The following is a 15,012-nucleotide window of genomic DNA, read 5'->3' on the forward strand; positions in this document are numbered from 1 at the left end:
CCTGCCGCAGTTCGACCGCCATCCGGGTGGCCCGCTCACGCAGCTCGTCGGGGTACTTCCTGGGTGCTGCCATGACTCTCATCCTCCATGGATTGAGAGCCTCCATCAGACCCGGGGCGATTCAACCTGCCGGGTTCTCGGGGTTTCACGATCGGGCTACTACGAGTGGGCGAAGCGACCACCGTCGGACCGCGACCTCGAGGACGCCTACCTGGCGAACGCGATCGTGGCGATCCACGCCGACTCACGCTGCTCCTACGGCTCCCCACGGGTCCATGCAGAGCTGCGCCTGGGGATGGGCGTCAAGGTCGGCCGCAAGCGCGTCGCGCGGTTGATGCGGTTGCTGGAGGTCGCCGGAATCAGCCACAAGTCGAAGAAGCGCCACCGGCCGGCTGCCGCGGTCCATGAAGACCTCGTGCAACGCAAGTTCGTTGCCGATGGCCCGGATCGTTTGTGGTGCACCGACATCACCGAGCATCCGACCCGCGGCGGGAAGGTCTACTGCTGCGCGGTCCTGGACGTGTTCAGCCGCGTCGTGGTGGGCTGGTCGATCGCGGACCACATGCGCTCAGACCTGGTCGTCGACGCCCTGCAGATGGCGACCTGGCGCCGCCGCCCGGAAGGCACCATCGTTCACTCCGACCGGGGCAGCCAATACACGTCCTGGGTCTTCGGGCACCGCCTGCGCGACGCCGGACTGCTCGGATCCATGGGCCGGGTCGCCTCCTCGGTGGACAACTCGATGATCGAGTCGTTCTGGTCGACCATGCAGCGCGAGCTGCTCGACCAGCAGCACTGGCAGACCATCGACGAGCTCGGCGGCGCGATCTTCGAATGGATCGAGGCCTGGTACAACCCCCGCCGCCGGCACACCTCGCTCGGCATGCTCAGCCCCGCCGAGTTCGAGGCTCTTCACACCGCCGCCACCCCGGCGGCATGATCAACCAACCAACCGTGTCCGGAGAACCGGGTCAGGCTCCTTCCTTCTATGACAACTCGTCGGGTTGCCCGTTTGTCGGATGCCCCGCCCCCAACCTCAAACCATGGAGCTTTCGCCGCAGCCGAGGGCGTCTGGCGATCAGCGGCTTGACGGGCCTGACGCGGCAGCGCTCGCTCACGGGGTCGATTCCAACGCAACCTTCATCGTTCGACGCCTCGGGCGCGCAATCTCCCGCAACGCTGCGGAGCACGGGGTGCCCGGTCACGGCTCGCCGCGGTGGCGTTCCAGGCCGACGACGCCGCGATCCTGCTCCCGGCTCACTGCCGCCACACCAGCACGATTCTCAGTCCTGATGATTCATTAGCGATTCGCCGGCCGAACACTTCGCTGATTGCGACCTCGCGATCTCGCTGGTTCGTCTGCGACACGCCCGCCAACTTTGGTGTACTGGCGCCCGTGAGTCCTCATGAGCGCACCCAGCCGCCTACGGACCGGAGGTCCAAGCGGATGCTTCAGCGCCCGATGTGGTCCGCCATCACCGCCGTGGCCTGCGTTGCAGCACTACCTGTCGTCATGACGGTCACGCCGGCCCAAGCCCAACCCTCGCGTCACTGCCTTGACCGCGCGGTGACCAGGACCGAGTTCCGCGAGATCCACCGAGGGATGTCGCGCCACCGCCTCCAAAAGAGGTTCACGGGCGGTGCCAAGGGCGGCAACCTGGACGGCGGGCCCGGCATGGGCTACGTCGCCATCGACTACGCAGGCGGGTGCCACGGCAAGCTCGACGTACTGGTCAACTATGACCGCAAGGGTGGGCGATGGGTGGTCTCGTTCAAGGAATGGAACCTCACCGACTACTAGCGATCCTTGGTCGCTAGCGGCGGTTAGACGCAATTCGCACCTAGCCGTGGAGCACCTTCACGAGGGCGTCCGAGCCGGTCTTTGGGGCCTGTCGGCCTCATCTCCGTTGGATCGTCATGTTGATCAATAGCCAGCGGTCGGCCAGGCCTGGGCTCTACCATGTGCTCGCTCGGGCAGAGCCGTTCGCGATGTTAGGAACCGAGCCGTGGTGCTGCCATTTTCACGTCGCATGCTCGCGGCCGTCACCGTCTGCGTCGCCGTCCTCTCGCTAGCGGTGGCGCCCAAGGGCTTAGCGGCCGTCCAATCCGGATCTGGCGCGGCGGGGTCGAGCATCGAGTGGCCCGGGGTCGATCAATGTCCCGACATGGTGATCCTCTCGGTTCGCGGGTCCAACGAACTCCCTCAGCCTGACAATGGCGGCGACCCACTCAGTTCCGCGTCCTACAACGCCGACACCGCCTGGGGCCTCGGGGAACCTGGAGAACTGACGGCTGGCGAGGTTCAGGGCGAAGCAAACGGTCGTGGGGTTACCTCCGTGCGTCAGGGTGTCGTGTATCCGGCGCTGCCGGTGGAGACGGCAATCACTGACCCTGACGCGTACCTCGCCAGCATCAAGTCGGGCGCCGACGCGCTGGTTGACGCAATCCTGGCCAGGTTCGATGACAACAATGGATGCCTCGGCGCGCCACGGTTCCAGATCATCGGCTACTCGCAGGGTGCATGGTCGGTACGAATCGCCATGCACTGGCTGGCAAAGCACTTCAGCGAACCTGAGTCCCACGGGATGCCCTACATCGCCGGGGTCGTCCTGCTCGGTGATCCCACCTACAGCTCATCTGAACCGATCGTCCGTTGGGATCCGACAGGCGGAGACTCCGACCTCGGTATCGGCTGGGCCGCTGCGTTCCCCAAGCGGGTGCCGGCTTCTTGGTACGCCCCGTACAGCTGGATGATCCGTGATCGGGTCAGCTCGTACTGCCTGGCCGATGATCTCGTGTGTCGGATTCCTCACCGGTGGGAGGACCTCGTATACCGGGCCTTGGCAACGAAGTGGGCGACGAAGGTGACGGACACCCACCTGTCATACGGCAGTCAGGCCACAGTGCGTGCAGGTCAGTGGCTTGCCAAGTTCGTCCCGCCGTCAACGAAGGCAGCGCGGGCCTTTGCACAGCAGGTCCTTGACTGGGGCCAAACGGGCGATGCTGATGCGCTGTGGTCGGTGTGGGACGCGTACACGACCCCCGAGCGGTTTATCTCGCACATGGCGGCCGATCCCGGCGGCGTCGTGAACTGTTACGGACTGAGTAGGAGAGACTTCCAGTGCAGCCTCACGCTGCAGGCATACTCGCCCACCCCTGGCCATTACGCGCTGATACTAGGGAAGGTGGACGGACATTTCGTAATCCGGTATCTGGACGGGGTCGACTAGCACATCTGGTGCGCGGTCCCTCGTCGCGACGTCGGCGTCTCACGAAGTTGTCGCTAGCCCAGGCGCGTCCTAGTCGCGGCGAAGTGACGCACTCACCGGGTCGGTAGCCCGACGTACTGCATGCCCATTCTTCTTGGACGGTCATGGTGGGGTGATCACGGCGCGGCGTGAAAGGGCCAGCACGCCTCCGCCCAGGCCCAAGGTCTGGGGCACGGCGCCGATCCGCCAGCCAGCGGGACGGCGCGCCGACGCCCTGCGCTTACAGGCCCTGCTTACGAGCCATCACCCATCCAGGGCTTTCAGGAGTTCTCCCAGGCTCGCGGCCGCCCGCACTGTTAGGCCGTCGATCGGAAGGAGCCGGAGAGTCTGTGAATCCCGGCTATAGGTTGTGTGCGGTGTGACGAGAACTCCGTGAACTTCGTCGAACGTACTGACGTCGTAGTTGTCGCCCGTCGGGTCCGAGCGCAGTTTCTGCACGATCTTGCGCCAGAACTCGACCCCGTTATCGACAGTGGAAGCGACATTTCGTATGACGCGATATTCCCCGGCATCGTATGCAGGAGAGAACGGGAGGTTCTTGCAGGAGATCAGGAGGAGAACTCCGTCCTTTTCGGCAACCGCGTCGATGTCAGTCAACGTCTTGCCATTGAGCTTCAGGTGTCCTCGGGTGAGAGCACGGGCATTCGCGGATGGTACCCAAGGCGTCTTATCGATTCGGTCCTGAACGACTCGCTCGAACCGAAACGCGGTGGCGTTTACGATCTCGCCCCCTGTTTGCGGGGGAATGAGCAGGTCGTGGTGGAGTCGAGCTGAGGCGGCCCAGATGTCCAGGCTGACCTCATCGCCCGATCTCCTCGCGACTGGGCCCGGCTGTATCGGCCAGAGGTCGGGGCCGACAGATTCAAGATCGTTGAGGACCTGCGCACCGCTCTTAGGCACCTCACCTGGAAACACGGTCTCTAAATCGTCCTGCAACAGCGGGAGAGTGAGATCAAGAAAATGCTCTGCGAGGTCGCGCTTCCGGCGGATGTACCCGACCTTCGGTACATTCTTGCCAACTGAATCACTCATAAATGTCGCCTCGTACCAGAGAGATTGAAGCAACGCGACGACGGAGGGAGTTCCTTTCTTCCACCATCGGGTTCCAGACTGCCCGGCGACGGCCACCGTGTCCAAGAGACCATCTAGTGTCATCAATTTCATGTGAAATTGACCCTCGAGCCAGATCCACCGACGTTCCAGGAGGCGACCTTCCCACGCCAGAACCTTTGGCCACTGTCCGAGCACCATCGTTACACCGAGCAGGTGGTGAACCTTGTCGTTCGACGCATTCAACTCAAGGGCGGGATGCCAGTGCAGTTGGAGGTCCGCCGCGACCCGCTCGTCGAAGACGGAGATCGCCCCCTCCAGATCGGCGTCGAGGACGGGCTCGGGCAAATCGTCCGACCGGACCACAAATTCGGTTCCCTTGCCGGCGCGCCGAATCCAGGAGTGCGTTTGACTCAGGGCGACAGCAACTGCAGCCATCGACGCGACCGGTCGCAGATCCTCGACCCCGAACGGGAAGATGGTGCGTCCCTCGGGTCCAAGCGTGACTCCGGCCTCCTGATTTCGCGACAGACCCGTGAGGGTTTCGAGGACGCCGTGATCTGCGAACTGGGTCGTAACCAGATGCCCGGAAAACAGATCACTTGACAGGCGTCTGGTGTACCAGATCCATTGATCAGGCGGGTACAGCTGAGCCAGCTGGTCAGCCAGAGCCTCTAGCGTCAGGCGCACTCGAGTGAGGTACTCGCTGGCCGCTACCGGATCTAGCGCGCTGCCTGGTTTCGGGGAGGGCGGAAGTGCGTCGGCAATGAGCTCACCTGGGCCCGGCAGGCCGCTCCGAGCTGCAGTGAAGCTCTCCGTGACCATCCGGACGGTTGGGTCCACTGCCACCGGCCTGTTGTCCGGATGGGCAGGGTTCCCTGAGCGGCGGCGCGGCTTCGACGACTTTCGTCTTCGCCGCCTACTCTCAGGCATTGGTTGACCGGAACAAGGACGGGCCCACCCCTCGGCTGTGCTGCAATCCGCGCCTAGGACTCAGACCTGCGCCGCCTTCTGGCAGATTGAAAGCAGAAAGCGGGGAACGTCGTCGCGGGTCGGAAGGGAAACGGGAACCAGGCCCCTCTCTTCGAGGTCCGCTATCCGGTCATCCGGCACGTTGGTGCCCACGACGAAGCCGAGTGGGCGCGAACCGCCAACGAGGTCCGCCGTGCGAGAAAGGATGACGTCGACGTCTAGGTCGGACATGCTGGTTCCAACAAACAGGACCGTCTTCGACAAGAATTCTGCGCCCATCACCGCTGACCACGGAGATGACGTTGGTTCAGCCAACCGACGCACAAACTGTTGGTGGGTCAGAACGAGCCAACGTGAGCGGTCGTAAGTGGACATCAGTGGCAGAAATCCGTGAAAGTGATGAATGCGAACATCGACGTCCCCCCGGAAGAGAACTGGCAACTCGCTCACGATTTGGGTGCGAAAGCCATGCAAGTGCAGGTACCAATCAAGAACGTCGTCAAAGTTCAGCGTGAAGACGTCGGTTACACTTCCGCGTCGCGAAGACATGACCAACGCTCCGAGGGCGATGAGCATAGGCGACTCAAGCATCACTTCCGGATACTGGGAACCTAGAAGGCGCGCACCCTCGTAAAGGGCAGCGTGAACCGCATCTAGGAACTTCTCGGAGTCGCCGACCGCACGACGAACGACGTCGGTGCGCCGCATAAGCTCATCCGCATTGGCGTCGGGTGAGCCGATGCTCGTCTCGGCGTTGGTTTCGAGAGCGACCACCAGTTCGCCCCACGGCGGTAGACCCATGCCGCGAGACACCCCTGCGCCAAGCACCAACGTCAACTGGCCGGTTCGCAGTTCTGTTGCCAGCATGGAGGCGGCTGTGTCCGGAACGCGAAGATATGCAGGCGTCACAGATCCGAATCCTCACCGGGAAGACGAAGGAGCGGCGAGCTGGACGTCGGGGCCAGGTGTCCGTTTCGGATCATTACACTCGCGAAGGCTGCCATATTGATGAGAGCCTCCTCGCTTCCAAGGTGGCACCAAATATTGCCGTGCCTGTCAGCATGAATATTCACGGGGCGTTTCTCGATAAACGTTCCCTTGACCCGAATCGCATACGGGCTGGCGACGCCGAGGAGGGCGTGACGAAGATCGCTTCGCAGGGGATTCCGCCCAGATAGCGATACGATCTCTAAGCCGACGTCGCCTTCCATCAGAACCGAAATTCGGGTTGCGGCGAGGCGGGTCGGCCGCGTCGTCTCGAAGTGCGAAAAGACGTCGGACATCGATGGCTTGAAGTAGATGAGCGGCATCGGCCGACTGTCGTCAAGGCGCTTGAGACACTTCGCGAGGAACCGTACGTACGGAGACGCAACCAGATGATAAGGCCGCCCGTCGATGGTGGCATCAGCGACGAAAACGCGATGCGGATACAGCCCGTCATCATCAGCGACCGCCCGGCTCGACCTGGAATAGTTGGCCCGTACTCTCACGGTGCCCGCTCCGACGGACCACTCGCCGATGGGGGTGACAGGTTTGATCCCGCTCCGCTCGCAGTCCAGCGCCATGAGCAGTTGACGCGCGGTCAAAGAGCGGTCGGCCGCGAGAAGCACCGCTGAGTAGCGTCGAGGCTCAAACTTCATGGCGTCACTCCTACGCACCTAGATCAACACAAGCAGCTGCCAGAGGCTGTCGGACTCGAGACGGTCGTTCTCGTAGGCGCGAGTCATCCGACGGAAACGGTCGAGCAGGAACCCTGTCGGGCTCTCGATCCTGCTGTCTGGGAACTCCCAAGGGTCGATGGGGTATGCCCGTTCACCGGCAACGCGCAGTTCGTCGTGTGCAAGCTTGGCGTGGAGTTCGCTTGAGATCAGAAACTGCTTGGTCCAACGCACCAACGGAAAGGCCATCCCGAATCGCGTACGCAGGTCCGTGCGACCGGAGCCGGAAACGTTGGTTTCACCCTCGTCCAGGACACTTCGGGCGAGCCCGACGAGCCCATGATCGCCCGCATCCAGGATTGACGCCAAGCAGGAATCAAGGCGAGCGGACGCGTCGTCGAATGCTTGGGTTTCGTCGTGGGAGCGCCAGGTGCTCGCCAGGGCGAGCAGCGTTCGAAGAACGTATTCGTCGATCTTCGGTTGGACGTTGGGCACAAGAGCCCACGAATGCCACAGTGACGAGACAAAGAGCTCGTCATCGGCGTCGTAGAAGTAGATGTAATCCATGACGTGGACGATGACCTCCTCAAGGAATCGAAGACGGTCTCGCAAGAGGTGATGAGCCTCTTCGGCAGTCATCGGGGCGCTGCGCACAATCTCGACGTGGCTCTGGCCATTCTGTTCTGCTGTATCGCGAGCTGCGATGAGCTGAAGCCCGTGATCGATCCAGCGCAAGCGCTGCAGCAGGAACTGCTTTGCGGCGATGCTCCACGTGGTTGGTTCACCGGAGTTGTAGGCCTCGACGAGTGCTGCGAGTTCGGCGTCGTCTTGCACGAGCAAGAGCTCATCGAGCAGCTCGCGTAGGTGCGAGTGGAGGAACTCGTGCGACAGAGTCAACAGGTTCCAGTCAGTCGCGGCGTTGCCGTTGATGCACTGCCAACTGAGGCTGACCGATTGAATTGTCTGGTGGAAGCCCCATCTCGAACTGAAGTACACAATGTGACGCCGAGGCGGAGATGGATCGGCACCGGGAGGCTGTGTCTCGATGGAGAGGGGCGAACTCTCCCAGGAGGCTGGGTTGAAGCGGTACGGCACAACCCCAGAGTCGAACGGGGCACCATGGCGCATCGCGTGCAGCCGATCCAGGTGTTGCGCGTTCGCAAAGATGTCGCTCATATGCCGGTAGATCCGCCACGCAGCTCGCGCTGCCGACCCGATTCCCAACAGGGAATATTCGCCAACCGGAAAGGAAGACTGGGTAAGCGGAGGAGTGACTCCCACGGCTTGCGAGTTGAGCATCGTCAGACAGGCGTTGATCTCAACCAGGAGACTGACGAGGCCGTAGTGCTGTTGCGGATTATCGAGCGACGCGGGGTCGGTGTCCGCCCGGGCATACGCAGCCACCGTTCTCGCTATGTCACTTACGGTCTCTTGCAGCCATGCCGCCAAGTCCTCGTACTCGTCGCAGTACTTGTATGCTCGCGCCCAGAAGTATTGGAAGTTGAGGTTGAATTGTTCGACCTCAGTTCGAACCTCGTAAGGCAGATCGCTCGCCTCGACATCCTCGAACGTCGCGGGAGCGCTAGCAGGTGACCAGTGTCGGACGGTTGTCTGGGTCTCGAGAACTGTCTCGCCTTCAAACGGCCAAATCTCGGCAGCGCACAGATCGCCATCGACAAGATCCAGCAGGTCATCGATTCGCGTCCGTTCCGCGCCGTCGGCGTCCGTTTCCGAGTCGGGTCCCCCCGTGACCACGAGGATCACTGATGCAAGACCGTGACTGGCGAAGACGGCGATCCCTTCGCCAACATGTCGTGTCAGCTTGCTCAGCACGGTCTGGGCGCTGCGCGGAAACAGGAACACCAGGTACCCGCTGGAGGGCAGCGGCGCGTCAGCCTCGTTTGCGAGCGGGTATACAGCGCTCACTCGAGCGGTCGCGTCCACGAGTTCCGTGCTCGCCGCGTCGACAAGGTGCACGATCAGCTGTCCGGGATGTGAGCGCCTGACAGCCAGAAACCGCTTCACTCGTCGCGAAGGGCAGTGACAGTGATGTCCCCCGACTTCAGATCGAGGACGACCTTATAAGCGTCCGCATCTGGGTCTGGGTGCGCATACGACGACAGCTGGCCAGAGATGCTGCCAACGGGCTCAACGTGGTGCCGAGTCAGCGTCTCGTACACCTTCGGGAAGTCGCGGGCGCCGGCAAAGCAGAAGGTCTCCGATGCGACCAGCTTGCGCTGCACCTCACGCCTGTCCATCTGACTCACTCATTCCTGCCCATCGGCAACCTGGAGACCTTAGCAGCCGTGCGTCGGCGTGTCAGATTGACAGTTGCTGTCGATCGTGTCGGCCGGCCGCGAGGTCTCTTCATCCTGTGTCTGACGGACGCTACGACAACATTCCGCCCCGCGTGCGGCAAAGTCAGGACTTCTCAAGGTCTGCGAGGTGGGCTGCGGGGACGAGCCGATGCCGGCCTGGTCCACCGCTGAGATCAGGTCAGATGGCCCTACCTATCCCACAAGGCGGACGGCCGCTCGGGCGGTTCCCCAATCTGGGCGAACTGGGCGCCTTCGGAGAGGCAGCACCTCGACCCACATTGACGCCGGGAAGGCATGCGCGCAGCTTGCGATCGAACAGATGTTCGATTAGACTATCTGTATGGCCTTCCGGGACGCCCGCACAGCGCAGCAGCTCGCTGAGCTGTGCGCGTCGCTGCAAGGTGGGGGGCTGCCGGTGGATCCGGCGGCGTTGATCGACCTGATCGGCCTGCTCGAGACCGTGAAGTCAGCGGCCTGCGCGGTGCAGGCCGAGGCGAGTGTCGCCTACGACGCCGCGCGGCGTAGCGCGGAGTCGGCGCGGGGGGTTCCCGCCCGGCGGCAGGGTCGGGGAGTCGCGGCCGAGATCGCGTTGGCGCGCAAGGAGTCCCCGCACCGGGGCCAGGTGCTGCTGGGGTTCGCGAAGGTCGCCTGCGCGGAGATGCCGCACCTGGTGGCGAGGCTCAAGGACGGCACTCTCAACGAGTGGCGGGCGATGCTGGTGCTGCGGGAGACCGCGTGCCTGAGCGCTGAGCAGCGGTCCTTCGTCGACGAGGAGATGTGCGCCGACCCGACGGCGCTGGCGGGCCTGGGCACCCGCCGGTTGGTGGCGAAGGTCAAGCGCCTGGCCTACGAGCTGGATCCCAAGGCGGTCGTGGACCGGGCGAGGAACGCGGCCAAGGACCGCCATGTGACCTGCCGGCCGGCGCCGGACACGATGACCTACCTCACCGCGTTGCTGCCGGTCGGCCAGGGCGTCTCGGTGCATGCGGCGCTGAAGCGGGACGCCAACACCTTGGTGGCGGCCGGTGACCCCCGGAGCAGGGGCCAGATCATGGCCGACCTGCTGGTTTCGCGGGTGACTGGTGTCCCGATGAGCACCGGCGAGGCGCCCCCGGCCGTGCCGGTCGGGATCAACCTCACCATGTCGGCGACCACCCTGCTCGGTGGGCACGCCCCGGGCCTCGTGGAGGACGAGGTCGTCCCGGCCGAGATCGCCCGACTGCTCGCAGCGCACTCCCTGAGTGGGGACCTCGACACCTGGATCCGTCAGCTCTACGCCGACCACCGCGGCCGACTGGTGGCGATGACCAGCAAGCAGCGGACCTTCCCCGCCGGGCTCAGCGACTTCCTAGCGCTCCGCGGCCAAGGGATCTGCGCCACGCCCTACTGCGGCGCACCGGTCCGGCACTCGGACCACGTCGTCCCCGTCGAGGACGGCGGTGCGACGAGCGCAGCCAACGGCCAAGGACTGTGCGAGGACTGCAACCACGTCAAACAAGCACCCGGATGGCGACAGCGACCCACCGACGACGGGATCGAGACCATCACCCCGACCGGGCACCGCTACCTCAGCCATGCCCCACCGCCCGTCGGCTGGCGAGAACCTCGCTACGTCCGGGTCGCCCCCGGGCGCTACCAGCTCACCGCCTGACGTCCAGGACCAGCTTCTGGATGCCGTTGCCATAGGTCTCGCTCTCCACGACCCGCAACGACTGCTTCTCCTTGTCGGTGTCGCTCCACATCCGCTTCCCGGCACCGAGCACGACGGGGAAGACGAGCAGGTGGTAGCGATCGATCAGGCCCGCGTCCCCGAGGGTGCGGGCCAGGGTGGCGCTGCCCGCGATCAGGATCGGTCCGCCGTCCGCGGCCTTGGCCGTCGCGACGTCCTGGGCTGACCGGAGGATCGTCGTCTCGCCCCAGTTGTCGACCAGCGCGTCCTCCGCGAGGGTCGTGGAAACGACGTACTTCGGGATGTCCTTGACGACCGCGAAGTCGTCGATGTCCGGCCACACCGGCGCGAACGCCTCATAGCTGGTGCGGCCGAACATCAGGGCACCGGCCTCCTGCATCTCTCTGCCCTTGAGCTCGTAGGCCTCCGGCCGGAACTCGATGTCCTTGAACGTCCAGCCGGCGCTTCGGTGCGTCTCGCCCCCGCCGCCGCCGGGGGAGTCGACGACGCCGTCGATCGACACGAACGCGCTGTAGATCAGGTCACGCATGGTTCTCTCCTTCGGTGGTGTCTCGACCTCACCACGAACCACCGCCCTCGAATACGACAGCTCGCCGAAATGTGGTCACAAATCACCTGTTACGACTAGCCATTCCGTGCGGCGCCCAGGGCCGCCGATGGCCCGTCCGGGCCCGCCCGTACGCGTCATGGTGCCGGTCGGGGATCTGGTCTTGGCTGACCATCTGACCCATTGACGAGAGAGAACGGTGGTCCACCCATGTTCAGCAAGCTCAAGGGACGCATGACCTACGCCAACGTCGCCAGCACGGCGGCGCTGCTCATCGCGATCGGTGGCAGCGGCGCCGCGGTGGCTGCGACCCTGGTGCCGCACAACTCGGTCGGTTCTGCACAGATCATCAACGGCTCGGTCAAGGGCAGGGACATCCACCCCAACGCCGTCGGCAGCATCCAGGCCAAGGACAACGCCCTGACCGGCACCGACGTCGCGGACGACTCGCTCACCGGCTCGGACGTCGACGAGAACTCGCTCGGCCAGGTGCCGAACGCGAACAACGCCAACAACGCGAACACGGCGACGACGGCGAACGGCCTCTCCAGCGGTGCCATCAACAGCCCCAGCGTGTTCGGGACCGCGAACCTGGGCATCGTGCGCGGTTACGCGTGGAACAACTCAGCGTCCGCGAACGCCGACATCACCAACAACGGCTACACCTACAACCGGTCCGGTGGCGCGGTGAACGTCGTCCACAACAGCGCAGGCAACTACAGCATCACCTTCACCGGGCTGAACCTCGGCGGCGGCAACATCGTCGTGTCCGGCTACGGCGGCGGCGCGGTCTGGTGCAAGGTCGGCGGCTGGAGCTCCAGCACGATCACGGTGCTCTGCTACAACAGCGCCGGCACCGCGACCGACAGCGACTGGACGCTGGCGGCGACCGACTGACGGGTCACGCTCGGCGGCGCGCGGCGTAGATGCGGCGGACGACGTCCTCGATCTCCGGCTCCTCCACCGTGAGGTCGAGTACGTCGACCCGCCCACTGACCGCGGCGAGCACGCGCGCCGCGGTGGTGGCCTCCGCGTCGAACGCGAGCCGCTGGCGCAGCCCACCGCCCTCCGACTGCAGGTGGCGGCTCTCGGGGATGCCGGTCAGGTCGTCGGTGGGCTCGGCGAGGTCGACGACGAGCACGCGCTCGGCGCCGACCGTGCGCGAGAGTCCCGGCAGGCCGCCGTCGTAGAGGAGCCGCCCGTGGTCGATCACCAATACCCGGTCGCAGAGCCGCTCCACGTCTCCCATGTCGTGGGTGGTCAGCAACAGCGTGGTGCCGTGCGTCCGGCGCTCCTCGATGAGGAACTCGCGCAGCCGCTGCTTCGAGAGCACGTCCAGGCCGATCGTCGGCTCGTCCAGGATCACCAGCCGCGGCGAGTGCAGCAGGGCCGCGGCCACCTCCGCGCGCATCCGCTGCCCGAGGGAGAGCTGCCGCACGGGCGTCGCGAGGAACCCGGCGAGCTCGAGCCGCTCGACGAGCTCGTCGGTCCGCTGCCGCTCCTCGGTGGAGGAGAGTGCGTGGATCGCGGCGAGGATCCGGAAGGACTCGCGGACCGGGAGGTCCCACCAGAGCTGGGAGCGCTGGCCGAAGACGACGCCGATCTCGCGGGCCAGCCGCCGCCGGTCCGGCACGGGCCGCAAACCGCAGGTCGTGGCCGAGCCTCGGCTCGGGACGAGGATGCCGCAGAGCATCTTGATCGTGGTCGACTTGCCCGCGCCGTTGGCGCCGATGTAGCCCACGGCTTCGCCGGGGGCGATCCGCACCGACAGGTCGTCGACGGCCGTGACCGTCCTGCGGCGCAGTCCGTCGCGGACCCGGAACTCGCGGGTGAGGCCGGCGGTCTCGACGATCGCGTCCGTGCTGGGTGTGCTCATCCGCCGCCTCCTTGGTAGTGCCGCACGCCGGCGTGCCAGCTCCCGAGCGCCAGCAGCCAGGTCCAGGCCCCCGCGACCGGCGCGCACCAGCCGGCCCATCCCGGGAGCCAGCCCGGTCCCGCGATCCCGAGCAGGGTCAGGGTCGGCAGGAAGCCGGTGAACGCCATCGGGAAGAAGAAGCCGAACACCGCCCAGAGCGGCCGATCCCAGACGGAGGCCGGCTGGGTCGCGGCATAGCGGCCGCCGTACACGAACGCGTTGGTGGTCTCCGCGCCCTCCACGAGGAAGAACTGCACGCCACCCGCCCAGACGAACATGCCCGCGAACGTGGCGTAGCCGCTCACGATGGCCACCGCCAGGAGCAGGCCGTGCGCCGCCGTCCAGTCGATGTCGTTGACGACGAGTCCGGCGACCAGCGCGGTCAGACCGACGGCGGCCCGTGCGAGCCGGCGGAGCGAGATGTCGCTCGTGATCAGCTGGAGCAGCAGCGGCTGCGGCCGCAGGTAGAAGATGTCGAGCGTCCCGGCGCGCAGGTACGTCGGCAGCGTGTCGCAGTGGCCGAACGAGAGGTCGGCGAGCGAGTAGCACAGGTCGGCGATCCCGAAGACGAGGAGGATCTGGGAGAACTCCAGGCCGCCGAGCCGCACGACGTTGTGGAACAGCACCCACACCTCGGCGAGCTCGATGACGCCGACGAGCAGCGAGCTGACCAGGTCGAGGGCGAAGCTCGCGCGGTAGGAGCGCTGCGCGCGGATCCGCGACGCGAGCACGGCGCGGTAGGGACGCAGCCGGGCCGCGAGCACGTCAGCCACCCTGCACCTCCAGGTGTCGCCGCCCTGCGCGGGTGAGCGTCTGGCCGGTGGCCGCGACGAGCAGGAGCCACCCGAGCTGCGCGGCCACGAGGGTGAGGGCGCCGGAGACGTCGACCCGGCCGGACAGGACGTCGACGGGGTACATCAGCATCGCCGGGAAGGGTGTCGCCTGGGCGACGGCCTGCAGCCACCCGGGGAAGAGCCAGATCGGCACGAAGAGGCCCGCGAGGAACCCGGACACGACCATGTAGAGGATCTGCAGCCCGCGGGTCTCGACCAGCCAGAACCCGGGCGCGGCCACGACCAGGTAGACCGTCGCGGCCGAGAGCGCGATGCCGATCAGGATGCTCAACGCGCCGATCGGGTACGCCGCCACGTCGTCCGGGAGAGACATCCCCACGACCAGCGCCCCGATCAGCACCGACGGGATGCCGCGCGGGATCAGCGCGAACAGCGACTTCCCGATCTCGGTCACCACCGCGGCCCCGTGCACGTCGACCGGACGGAGGAAGTCGACCACCACGTCGCCGCTCTTGATGCGGTCGGCGATGTCGATCCGGCCGAAGAGGTTCACCGACCCGAGGAGCCCCTGGGAGACCCAGATGTAGGTGCTCATGGTCGCGACGTCGTAGCCCTGCAGGCTCCCGCCGGCCGCGCGCACGGTGGCGAAGAGCAGCGCCACCTTCAGCAACCCGAACGTCGTGTTGGCGACCAGGCCGCCGAACGCGGCGGCAAGGTACGCCGACTGCCGGCGGAAGCCTGCCGCGAGGATCCGCCAGTAGGTACGGATCGTCGCGCGCATAGCGGAAGCACCCTATGT

At 65.4% G+C, this 15,012-nt stretch carries 14 protein-coding genes; 5 read left to right on the top strand and 9 right to left on the bottom strand.

Going from position 1 to position 15,012, the window contains the following annotated elements; genetic code table 11:
* Positions 1 to 91: 91 nt before the first annotated feature.
* From ABD709_RS19230 to ABD709_RS19240, 3 genes are all read left to right on the top strand, one after another.
* On the top strand, positions 92 to 940 hold the full coding sequence (locus tag ABD709_RS19230; RefSeq protein ID WP_344778636.1) for an IS3 family transposase: 849 nt from the start codon (positions 92 to 94) through the stop codon (positions 938 to 940).
* Between the two features lie 276 nt (positions 941 to 1,216).
* Positions 1,217 to 1,801 carry a hypothetical protein gene (locus ABD709_RS19235; RefSeq protein WP_344778486.1) on the top strand — a complete coding sequence of 195 codons (585 nt, stop codon included), beginning with the start codon at positions 1,217 to 1,219 and terminating at the stop codon, positions 1,799 to 1,801.
* Positions 1,802 to 2,006: 205 nt separating this feature from the next.
* Positions 2,007 to 3,230 carry a cutinase family protein gene (locus ABD709_RS19240; RefSeq protein ID WP_344778489.1) on the top strand — a complete coding sequence of 408 codons (1,224 nt, stop codon included), beginning with the start codon at positions 2,007 to 2,009 and terminating at the stop codon, positions 3,228 to 3,230.
* Between the two features lie 282 nt (positions 3,231 to 3,512).
* Here ABD709_RS19240 and ABD709_RS19245 read toward each other — a convergent pair whose 3' ends face one another.
* The 5 genes from ABD709_RS19245 to ABD709_RS19265 form a co-directional block, all read right to left on the bottom strand.
* Positions 3,513 to 5,144 carry a hypothetical protein gene (locus ABD709_RS19245; protein WP_344778491.1) on the bottom strand — a complete coding sequence of 544 codons (1,632 nt, stop codon included), beginning with the start codon at positions 5,142 to 5,144 and terminating at the stop codon, positions 3,513 to 3,515.
* Between the two features lie 168 nt (positions 5,145 to 5,312).
* The gene (locus ABD709_RS19250; protein WP_344778493.1) at positions 5,313 to 6,200 is read right to left on the bottom strand and encodes an SIR2 family protein; all 888 of its coding nucleotides are present in this window, start codon (positions 6,198 to 6,200) and stop codon (positions 5,313 to 5,315) included.
* Entirely contained in the window at positions 6,197 to 6,931 is a 735-nt protein-coding gene (locus tag ABD709_RS19255) for a hypothetical protein (protein ID WP_344778495.1), read from the bottom strand. Before ABD709_RS19255 ends, ABD709_RS19250 begins: the two co-directional genes overlap by 4 nt.
* 18 nt (positions 6,932 to 6,949) lie before the next feature.
* A complete protein-coding gene (locus ABD709_RS19260; RefSeq protein ID WP_344778497.1) occupies positions 6,950 to 8,893 on the bottom strand; it encodes a hypothetical protein in 1,944 nt (647 codons plus the stop codon).
* 77 nt (positions 8,894 to 8,970) lie between these two features.
* The gene (locus ABD709_RS19265; protein WP_344778499.1) at positions 8,971 to 9,207 is read right to left on the bottom strand and encodes a hypothetical protein; all 237 of its coding nucleotides are present in this window, start codon (positions 9,205 to 9,207) and stop codon (positions 8,971 to 8,973) included.
* Positions 9,208 to 9,607: 400 nt separating this feature from the next.
* Between ABD709_RS19265 and ABD709_RS19270 the strand changes: the two genes are divergently transcribed.
* Positions 9,608 to 10,918 (top strand): HNH endonuclease, encoded by a 1,311-nt coding sequence (locus ABD709_RS19270; protein ID WP_344778501.1) that lies wholly within the window; start codon positions 9,608 to 9,610, stop codon positions 10,916 to 10,918.
* Here the strand turns inward: ABD709_RS19270 and ABD709_RS19275 are convergent.
* Entirely contained in the window at positions 10,908 to 11,486 is a 579-nt protein-coding gene (locus ABD709_RS19275) for a dihydrofolate reductase family protein (RefSeq protein WP_344778503.1), read from the bottom strand. The genes ABD709_RS19270 and ABD709_RS19275 overlap by 11 nt on opposite strands.
* Positions 11,487 to 11,714: 228 nt before the next feature.
* Here ABD709_RS19275 and ABD709_RS19280 point away from each other — a divergent pair, with 228 nt between their 5' ends.
* Positions 11,715 to 12,401, top strand: coding sequence for a hypothetical protein (locus ABD709_RS19280; protein WP_344778505.1), 687 nt, complete (start codon positions 11,715 to 11,717; stop codon positions 12,399 to 12,401).
* A gap of 4 nt (positions 12,402 to 12,405) precedes the next feature.
* On the opposite strand, the gene ABD709_RS19285 is transcribed toward ABD709_RS19280, so the two are convergent.
* From ABD709_RS19285 to ABD709_RS19295, 3 genes are read right to left on the bottom strand one after another with little or no spacing between them, the layout of a single operon-like run.
* Positions 12,406 to 13,380, bottom strand: a complete 975-nt coding sequence (locus ABD709_RS19285) for an ABC transporter ATP-binding protein (protein WP_344778507.1) — start codon at positions 13,378 to 13,380, stop codon at positions 12,406 to 12,408.
* Entirely contained in the window at positions 13,377 to 14,192 is an 816-nt protein-coding gene (locus ABD709_RS19290) for an ABC transporter permease (RefSeq protein WP_344778509.1), read from the bottom strand. Before ABD709_RS19290 ends, ABD709_RS19285 begins: the two co-directional genes overlap by 4 nt.
* The gene (locus ABD709_RS19295) at positions 14,185 to 14,994 is read right to left on the bottom strand and encodes an ABC transporter permease (protein ID WP_344778511.1); all 810 of its coding nucleotides are present in this window, start codon (positions 14,992 to 14,994) and stop codon (positions 14,185 to 14,187) included. Before ABD709_RS19295 ends, ABD709_RS19290 begins: the two co-directional genes overlap by 8 nt.
* Positions 14,995 to 15,012 lie beyond the last annotated feature (18 nt).

The sequence above is a fragment of the Nocardioides panacisoli genome (assembly GCF_039537325.1).
GTDB lineage: Bacteria > Actinomycetota > Actinomycetes > Propionibacteriales > Nocardioidaceae > Nocardioides > Nocardioides panacisoli.

Excerpts from the sequence above, each read along its gene's own strand:
- ABD709_RS19255 (WP_344778495.1), bottom strand. The coding sequence starts at position 6,931 with ATGAAGTTTGAGCCTCGACGCTACTCAGCGGTGCTTCTCGCGGCCGAC.
- ABD709_RS19295 (WP_344778511.1), bottom strand. The coding sequence starts at position 14,994 with ATGCGCGCGACGATCCGTACCTACTGGCGGATCCTCGCGGCAGGCTTC.
- ABD709_RS19265 (WP_344778499.1), bottom strand. The coding sequence starts at position 9,207 with ATGGACAGGCGTGAGGTGCAGCGCAAGCTGGTCGCATCGGAGACCTTC.
- ABD709_RS19245 (WP_344778491.1), bottom strand. The coding sequence starts at position 5,144 with ATGGTCACGGAGAGCTTCACTGCAGCTCGGAGCGGCCTGCCGGGCCCA.
- ABD709_RS19285 (WP_344778507.1), bottom strand. The coding sequence starts at position 13,380 with ATGAGCACACCCAGCACGGACGCGATCGTCGAGACCGCCGGCCTCACC.
- ABD709_RS19275 (WP_344778503.1), bottom strand. The coding sequence starts at position 11,486 with ATGCGTGACCTGATCTACAGCGCGTTCGTGTCGATCGACGGCGTCGTC.
- ABD709_RS19270 (WP_344778501.1), top strand. The coding sequence starts at position 9,608 with ATGGCCTTCCGGGACGCCCGCACAGCGCAGCAGCTCGCTGAGCTGTGC.
- ABD709_RS19280 (WP_344778505.1), top strand. The coding sequence starts at position 11,715 with ATGTTCAGCAAGCTCAAGGGACGCATGACCTACGCCAACGTCGCCAGC.